Origin of the sequence: Propionibacterium australiense, assembly GCF_003666605.1 — a bacterium.
Lineage (GTDB): Bacteria > Actinomycetota > Actinomycetes > Propionibacteriales > Propionibacteriaceae > Propionibacterium > Propionibacterium australiense.
Genome location: NZ_RCIV01000010.1, coordinates 88,929 through 96,947 on the forward strand (window position 1 = coordinate 88,929; position 8,019 = coordinate 96,947).

Consider the following 8,019-nt stretch of genomic DNA (forward strand, 5'->3'; position numbering starts at 1 on the left):
GCAAGAAGGAGTCTTGACTCTCAGGTGAGGGTTGAGCCCTCCCGAGGGGTGACTCAGCGGGGTCAGTTGCAGGCCGTGATGCGGTAGAGAACAGCATGCCCTTCACTGGCGACGACCTCGAAGCCGGGACTGGTGGCGAGCGAGTCGAAACCGGGATAGTCCGAGGAACGGGCGCCGGAGTTGACTTCGTCGGTTCCGAAATCAAGCGCGTAGTCGACGTTCAAGCGTTCAAGAGCCGGACAGACCTCAGGATCGGTGGCGGCCTCGTCCAAGTGCTCATTGATGATCGTGACGTCACGGGTCCACGTGTAATGGATGTGAGTCGTCGTGGTCGCCGTGCCCTTCAGGGCGTAGACCATGGAGGCTCCGTTGTACGGTGTGGTGGCGATCACTGATCCCGATGGCACCATGTCGGGGATTCTCTCGATGAGCGCGAGTTCCTCTGTATCCACCAGGTTCGCTCCCTCGGTCACCTGGTATGTGACGATTCCTTTGCCGACGGCCTGTCGTACCGTGCCCGAGTACTGAGTGAAGTAGAGCAGGGCGACGACCTCGACGGCGATCAGGAGTGGATCGACCCAAGCCGTCCCCCGGTGCTCTCGCGAGAACCATACCCGCTTGGCCCGGTACGACAGCATCGAACCGAACCATGAGGCGCCGAGGGCGGCCAGGGGGAGGATGGTGACCGGAAGAGTGTCGGCGATGCGGTGCGGGTCGCTGTAGAAGCCTCCCACGAGGGCAGTCCTCAGAGGGCCCAGTTCCCACGCCGAAATGACCACCCAGAAGAATGTCATGACGAGATGTGAGGCGAGCATCCAGGTGTGCTGTCTGGTCGTGATCACCCGAATGGTTCCGATCAGGGCAGCCGCACCGATGATCCATGCCGGGGCCGCTTCCAGCGGGGCGGCCAGGAGAACCTCTCCGATGGCCTGTGCTGTTGATTGAGTTGGCGGCCAGGCGTCGCGATCGAATGCGGGTTGCAGCAGCGACCACAATCGCACGACGGCCACCGTCGTGATGAGAAGAAGGGCAGGAGGCCCCCAGGTCGCAGGCATGCTCTTTTCGTGCCAACCCTGTTTCACCAGTTTCAGGGCCCAGATCAGCATGATCGGAAGAAGCACAAGGCAGTAGGACAGGAAGGAATTCGGGTGCGCCAGCGAGACGCCGCCGACGGCGAGTGTGCAGAGCACAAGGCCACGTCCGGCGGGGATCTTCCGCGTCCCCAGCCCCAGTGTCTGGATCGTGATGGCTATGGTTCCTGGCAGCAGCGCAATCCCCAGGAAATTTGGGTAGAGGACGCCGAACTTGATCGGATCGAATGGGAAACTGGGGAATCCGGCACTGATGAACCCGACTGCGACCACTCCTGGTGAGGAGCAGTGGAGTGCTGCGTTCGCGAGACACAGGCAACCCAGAATCCAAACGACGGCCCCGACCGACAGGATTGCGGCGTTCGTGCCTGCGGCGGCGTCCGAGGAGCGCAGCGTGAGCAGACCCAGGGAGATCGTGTCGTGCCAGGCCATCGGGTAAAACGACGGCGACTGGTCCCCTGATGTCATTGCGACGGCCAGGGATGAACCATTGAGGTGCTCCAGGACCCATCGAACGGCATTCAGGTGAAACACATTGTCGAAGGTTTGGGAGAAATTTCGCGGATTGCCCAGCAGGATCATCAGATTGACGGTGGTCAACGCCGCCGAACCGATGAAGGTGAGAATCCATAGAAGTGGACGGGGCAACTGCCTCTCAGGCGGAGAGAAATTGATCTGCTCGGCTCTGGCCGGCGTGTAGGATGTGACGGCTTCTCCTGCGGCACTATCTTCCCGCGAAGACTCGCGGCGATTTTTTCTCACATGATCATAGACGCCGAACGTGAGAAGAAGGACAACGGCGAGAACAGCGGTGAGAACAAGGACCGGGACCGGGCCCCAGTCAATCCCTGCCCGGTCGGCCAGGATCGCTGCGATACTGATGGTGAAAACGGATACCGGTGCTGCCACACTGAGCGCGTGTACCCGTCCCAGCCGTGCGCATCGACCAATGACGTAGCCGGGAGCCAGCAGCCATGCAATCATCACTATGGTGAGCGGCATCAGACCGATCCAGGTCATCCGTGGCTCCGGTTTTCTCGTTCGATACGTGATGATCCGGTCAAGACCGCACCATGTGTGGCCTGTACCCCTTCCGGTTCCTGCGCGGCCTGCCCGATGAAGGGGATCTGCCTCGTCTCGTGATGGTTTTCGGCGATACGGCTCACGGGCCGGACCCGGGTCATGACTCGTCCGAGTCCGAGCCGAAGAGTTCGTTGGGATCGGGTGCCTGGGTGATCGCCAGGTTCCGGGCCAGCTGCGTGATGTCACGGTTCTGGCTGATCGCGGTGCGCCGTGCCGCGACCATGTTCCCCACGACGAGTACGACCAGCGCGTAGAGCACGAGATCAGTGCCACGGCCGATCCCCACGAGATGGGCGATCGAGGTGAGCCACTCGGGCATGATCACGAAGACCACTGCGGCGAGCAGCAGCAGCACGAGCATGATCCGCCGCACCGCCCGTCCGCGGGTGTGGGGGCGCGGCACGAGCAGCAGCACCGCCAGCAGCCCGAAGGCGAGTAGCAGGATGACTTTGATGATGATCTGATTGGCCATGATGCTCACCCGAACATGAGGTCGAAGAGGATGTTCACCGAGTTCCACAGGGACTGGCCCTTGGCGCGCGAGTAGTCGGTGTACAGCACATGCACCGGGTGCTCGCGGTAGGCGAGCTTGTGGGTGGCGATCTCGCGCAGGAATTCCGAGCCGTGGGCCATGCGGTTCTGGTGGATCCGGATCGTGCTCGCCGCATGGCGGTTCAGGGCACGAAGACCGTTGTGGGTATCGGTGACGTCGAGTTTCGTACTGAAACGCTCGAAACGCACCGCCGTCTTGAGGACGAGCCGCTTGAGCGCGCCGGCCTCCACCTTGTCGTCCAGGAACCGCGAGCCCAGGATGATGTCGAGATCGGGCTCGGCGCGGAGCCGTTCGACCATCGCCTCGGCATCGCTGACCCGGTGCTGGCCGTCCGAGTCGAAGGTCACGAAGTAGTTCGCCGCCCGGTCCTGGAGCGCGTAGGTCAGTCCGGTCTGCAGTGCGGCGCCCTGCCCGAGGTTGATGGGATGCGAGACGACGACGGCACCTGCCCGGCGGGCAATGCCTGCCGAGTCGTCGCCGGAGCCGTCGTCGACACAGACGATCTTCGGGAAGGTTCCGAGCGCCTCACGGATCACGTCACCGACGACTGGGCCTTCATTGAACAGAGGCACCACCAGCCAGGCGTCAGTGGGCACGGCTCTCCCCCCAATCAGGTGCTTACGCATGCACGGCGGGATTTTACCAGCGGGTGCTCATGCCGTTGCGCGGCACGCGGGCACCCCAGGGTTGCCTGCTGCGATACTTTGACCCATGCGGATCCTCATCACCGGCGGCGCCGGCTACATCGGCAGCACGATCGGCTCGGCGGCCCTCGACGCCGGCCACGAGCTCGTCGTCATCGACGACCTGTCCGAGGGGCGAGCCGAGTTCTGTGCCGGTCGCACCTTCTACCGGGGAGACATCGGTGATGCAGCACTGCTCGACAGGGTCTTCAGCGAGAACCGCATCGACGCCGTCGTGCACTGCGCCGCGCACATCGTGGTGCCGGAGTCGGTCGCCGAGCCGCTGCGTTACTACGAGAACAATGTCGGCAAGACCCTCGACCTGCTGAACGGCATGCTGCGCAACGGCGTGCACGACATCGTCTTCAGCTCGTCGGCATCGGTGTACGCCGACCCAACGGACGGCTTCGCCGTGGCCGAGGATCACCCGACAGCAGCGGACAGCCCCTACGCGTGGACTAAGCTCATGATGGAGCAGATGCTCGCCGACACGGCCGGGGCCACTCGGCTGCGGGTCGTCGCGCTGCGCTACTTCAATCCGCTGGGGGCCGATCCCGCGCTGCGCAGCGGTCAGCAGTGCCCGCACCCCACGAACGTGCTCGGCAAGATGCTCGACGCCTGGTCCGAGGGCAGCACGTTCACCATCACCGGATGCGACTGGGACACCCCTGACGGCACCGGCATCCGCGACTACATCCACGTGTGGGACCTGGCCCAGGCGCACGTGGCGGCCCTGGAGCACCTGCACGAACTCGTCACCGACGAGCAGCCCTACCAGGTGGTCAATGTCGGTACCGGCCGGCCGATGAGTGTGCGCGAGCTCACCGACGCCTTCCAGCAGGCCACCGGCGCTCCGCTGCGGATCGTCGAGGGCCCGGCCCGGCCAGGTGACGTCATCGGCGCCTACGCCAGGACCGACAAGGCAGCGGAGCTGCTCGGCTGGCATGCCCGGTTGAGCGTCGCCGACGGCATCCGTGACGCCCTGGCCTGGCTGCCCAGGCGCAAGGAGATGCTCGGCTACTGAGCATCGGGTGACTGAAGAAAGGGCTCAGGCGGTCCGGTGCAAGCCGATCAGGTGGACCATCGCACCGGCCAACGGCCCAGTGGACAGTGCGATGCAGGCTCTCACCGGCAGGGAGAACGGCAGGAACATCAGCAGGGTCGACACGAGCGCAGCAGCGAACCAGCCGGCGCTGAACCACCGGTGAGCGCTCGCGGCCACCGTCGCGGCGCCCGTCAGCGTGATGAAGGCCAGCGGCACCGCGGCCAGCGTGAGACCCGCGAACGTTGCGCCAGTGGCGACAAGCGAGGGGTCGTAGAGTACACGCAGCACCCACGGGCCGACGATGACCATGAGTGCCGCACAGATCACGCCGAGCGCTCCCACGAGCACCAAGGGCTTGGCGAGTGCCCTCATCAAACTACCCCGGCGGCTGAGGAATGCCGTGATGGCCACCCCCTGAAAGGCCAGCAGCGGAATCATGATGGGGGAGCGGGTCAGGGAGATCGCCGTGATCGTGCCGGCCAGCAGACCCGCCTCCTCATCCGGGGAGGTCAACTTGATGATTGTCGGGAAAGCCGTGACGAGGATCGCCGTGGAGGTCGACGAGACCATGGACAGCAGGCAGTTGTGGAGGAAACGCCCACAGCCCACATCGGCACGCGCCCGCAGGATGCGCCGACCCCTGCGCATCGGGACGAGCAGCAGCACCCAGGTCAGACTGGCCAGTACACAGGCGGCCTCGGTGCAGAGCAGGCCCGCGCCGAGAACGGCAGCCGCAATGACGAACCCGAGCCGGCCAGCCGCGTCTAGGATCATCAGCCAAGAAAAGACCGGCCAGTCATTGAGCCCCGAGGCAGCACCGAGCCAGGTCTGGTAGAGACCGTAAAGGATGAGCCCGGCAGCCACCAGGTAGACGACATGGGGCATCGAGTCGGCCACGAGACGGGGCCCCCACCATGGTGACGTAAGGACGGTCGCCAGCGCCGTGCATGCTGACAGGAGCAGCCCGACCCGGAACACCGGGACACCGGACTGAGAGGCCGACTCGAGACCCGGACCCGGCCCCCTGGAGTTCACCGCCCGGGTCGTCTCGTTGTACATGCCGTTGACCACACCGTAGAAACCGAACAGCAACGACCAGAAGACCACGAACGAGGCGTAGGGGGCTGCGTCCCCATCGGTGACGAGGCTGCGTGCAGCAACGATCGTGATGAGCAGCGTGGAGACGGCCGCTGAGGCCGATGCCACCAAGATCCCGGTAGTCCGTCGCTTGTTCAGACCGATGCTCGCAGAAACTTGTGTCTCGGAACTGCTAGGCACGATCAGATATCGTAATGGTTCCGCGGCGCTGAGGGCCGTGTGACTGGATCTCGGCTCATGCGGTGCGCTCCCGTTGCACCAGCTGACGCAGGTAATCCCCATAGCCCGACTTGGCGAGTTCATCCGCCCGCCTCAGCAGGACCTCGTCATCGAGCCAGCCATTGCGCCAGCCGGCCTCCTCGGGGCATCCCACGTGCAGGCCCTGACGAGCCTGAATGGTGCGCACGAAATTGCTGGCGTCGTTCAGTGAGTCGAAGGTCCCCGTGTCGAGCCAGGCAGTGCCCCTCGGCAGGACCTCGACATGAAGGCGATTGGCAGCCATGTACAGGCGGTTGATGTCCGTGATCTCGAGTTCACCACGGGCGCTGGGCTTTAGATCCCGGGCGTAGGCAACGACATCGTTGTCGTAGAAGTACAGACCGGGAACCGCCAGGTTCGACTTGGGCCGCTCCGGTTTCTCCTCGATCGACACCGCCATGCCGTTGTCGTTCACCTCGACGACGCCATAGGCCTGCGGGTCGGCGACCCAGTAACCGAAGATGGCCGCACCGTTGACGTCGGTGTTGCTGGCCAGACGTGTGCCGAGTCCGGGACCGTAGAAGATGTTATCCCCGAGCACCAGGGAGGCTTTGTCGCCGCCGATGAAGTCCGCCCCGATGGTGAAGGCTTGGGCGAGGCCAGCCGGCGAGGCCTGCACGGCGTACTGGAGACTGATACCGAACGCGGAACCGTCCCCCAGCAGACGCGCGAAAGCGGCCGAGTCCTGAGGGGTCGTGATGACCAGGATCTCTCGTATACCGGCGAACATGAGTGTCGACAGCGGATAGTAGATCATCGGTTTGTCGTAAACAGGGACGAGTTGCTTGCTCGTGGCCATGGTGATCGGGTGTAGACGGCTTCCGGTGCCGCCCGCCAGGATGATGCCTCGCATGTGCTCTCCTTGCGCCGTGTCTCGTGGCGATCTGCCTGTGTTGTCTGTGCACAATCTACCTACCGAGCGGCTTCACTATGCTGGGTTGGCAGTCTTGGAAGAGGAGGGCAGATGCTGGGTCGTGGCTCTGGCAACCACCGCACAGACGACATCGGCATGACCGGCCGGGTGAGCGTGTGCATGGCGACTTGGAATGGCGCCCGTTTCGTCGAGGCCCAGCTCGCGTCGATCCTGTCAGAGCTCGGGCCGGCCGACGAGGTGATCGTCGTCGACGACGCCTCGAGCGACAACACCGTGGAGCTGGTGCAGTCGATCAGCGATCCGAGGGTCAAGGTCTTCCCGCGGGACGAAAACAAGGGCTATGTCCGCACGTTCGAGGAGGCGCTGACACGAGCCGGCGGTGACTACCTGTTCCTCTCCGATCAGGATGATGTGTGGGTGCCGGGGAGGGTGCGTGTCATGGTGCAAGCCCTCCAGGAGAACCAAGTGGTCGCTTCGAACCTGTCGACACTCGACGGTCCAGAGCGCATCCCGGGGCCCTTCCTCATCAAGGACTGGCACGTGCGTTCCCAGGATTCGCGACGCAACCTGTGGAATCTGTTCCTGCAGCTGGCCGGCCTGCAGTGCTACTGGGGCTGCGCGATGGCTGTTCGTCGTGATGCCTTGGAATATCTGCTGCCCTTCCCGGACTTCCTCATCGAGAGCCATGACCAGTGGATCGGCCTGTGCGCCAACATGGCGGGCTCGATCGTCCATTGCGACGAGCGCACGATCCGGCGCCGCTACCACGGCGACAACCTGACACCGGCACAGCCGCGGGGAGTCCTGCCGGCACTCCGCTCACGGTGGATGCTCATCAGGTGCTTGGGCGTCGCCCGTCTGCGGGGTCTTGGGCGACCACGGATGCGCTCAGGGTGTCATGCCGCTCGCTCGCGCGTGCTCGGCTAGATGATCTATTCCGGGGTGGTTGGTGGTCGTAGGCGGTGAGGGAGCGTAGGACGGGTGCGCCGATCTTGTCGTTGTGCCAGATGACCGCGGTCAGGGCGAGGAGTCGTTGGGTGATGCGTACGTGTATGCCTTCGACAGTGTGGGCGTGGTGACGTTCCAGGCCGAGTTGGTCCTTGGTGGTGTCGAAGATCGATTCGATCAGCTGACGGATGGGTTTGAGTAGGCGGGCGCCGGTACGAGCCGGTTCGCCCTTGCGTTGTTTGCGTAACAACCGGAACCCTGGAGGGTTATTCGAAACTGTTTTTGAGGAATTCTAGTGCGGTGACTGCTGTGATGGTTTCTGGGAAGGTGTGCAAGGGGTCTGCGGTAGCCGGTGTGGAGTATCCGCCAGGTCTTCAGTTGAGCGA

7 protein-coding genes are annotated in these 8,019 nt (G+C 63.9%); 2 read left to right on the plus strand and 5 right to left on the minus strand.

From position 1 onward, the window contains the following. Positions 1–62: 62 nt before the first annotated feature. From D9T14_RS08730 to D9T14_RS08740, 3 genes are all read right to left on the minus strand, one after another. Positions 63–2,111: a DUF6541 family protein gene (locus D9T14_RS08730; RefSeq protein WP_126464137.1), complete on the minus strand. Its 2,049-nt coding sequence runs from the start codon at positions 2,109–2,111 to the stop codon at positions 63–65. Between the two features lie 160 nt (positions 2,112–2,271). Then, on the minus strand, positions 2,272–2,646 hold the full coding sequence (locus D9T14_RS08735; protein ID WP_126464136.1) for a DUF2304 domain-containing protein: 375 nt from the start codon (positions 2,644–2,646) through the stop codon (positions 2,272–2,274). Between the two features lie 5 nt (positions 2,647–2,651). Further along, a complete protein-coding gene (locus D9T14_RS08740; protein ID WP_119160848.1) occupies positions 2,652–3,323 on the minus strand; it encodes a glycosyltransferase family 2 protein in 672 nt (223 codons plus the stop codon). 115 nt (positions 3,324–3,438) lie between these two features. Here D9T14_RS08740 and galE point away from each other — a divergent pair, with 115 nt between their 5' ends. Beyond that, positions 3,439–4,434, plus strand: coding sequence for a UDP-glucose 4-epimerase GalE (gene galE, locus D9T14_RS08745; protein WP_119160847.1), 996 nt, complete (start codon positions 3,439–3,441; stop codon positions 4,432–4,434). A gap of 24 nt (positions 4,435–4,458) precedes the next feature. Here galE and D9T14_RS08750 read toward each other — a convergent pair whose 3' ends face one another. Next, positions 4,459–5,661 (minus strand): hypothetical protein, encoded by a 1,203-nt coding sequence (locus D9T14_RS08750; RefSeq protein ID WP_119160846.1) that lies wholly within the window; start codon positions 5,659–5,661, stop codon positions 4,459–4,461. A 127-nt stretch (positions 5,662–5,788) separates the two neighbouring features. Beyond that, positions 5,789–6,664, minus strand: coding sequence for a glucose-1-phosphate thymidylyltransferase RfbA (gene rfbA, locus D9T14_RS08755; protein ID WP_119160845.1), 876 nt, complete (start codon positions 6,662–6,664; stop codon positions 5,789–5,791). 180 nt (positions 6,665–6,844) lie between these two features. Between rfbA and D9T14_RS08760 the strand changes: the two genes are divergently transcribed. After that, complete coding sequence (locus D9T14_RS08760; protein ID WP_197720616.1) at positions 6,845–7,612, plus strand: glycosyltransferase family 2 protein; 768 nt, start codon at positions 6,845–6,847, stop codon at positions 7,610–7,612. The last annotated feature ends 407 nt before the right edge of the window (positions 7,613–8,019 follow it).

What these genes read in the sequence shown, in the direction of transcription:
- rfbA (WP_119160845.1), bottom strand. Translation starts at nt 6,664, where the DNA reads ATGCGAGGCATCATCCTGGCGGGCGGCACCGGAAGCCGTCTACACCCG.
- D9T14_RS08760 (WP_197720616.1), top strand. Translation starts at nt 6,845, where the DNA reads ATGGCGACTTGGAATGGCGCCCGTTTCGTCGAGGCCCAGCTCGCGTCG.
- D9T14_RS08735 (WP_126464136.1), bottom strand. Translation starts at nt 2,646, where the DNA reads ATGGCCAATCAGATCATCATCAAAGTCATCCTGCTACTCGCCTTCGGG.
- galE (WP_119160847.1), top strand. Translation starts at nt 3,439, where the DNA reads ATGCGGATCCTCATCACCGGCGGCGCCGGCTACATCGGCAGCACGATC.
- D9T14_RS08730 (WP_126464137.1), bottom strand. Translation starts at nt 2,111, where the DNA reads ATGACCTGGATCGGTCTGATGCCGCTCACCATAGTGATGATTGCATGG.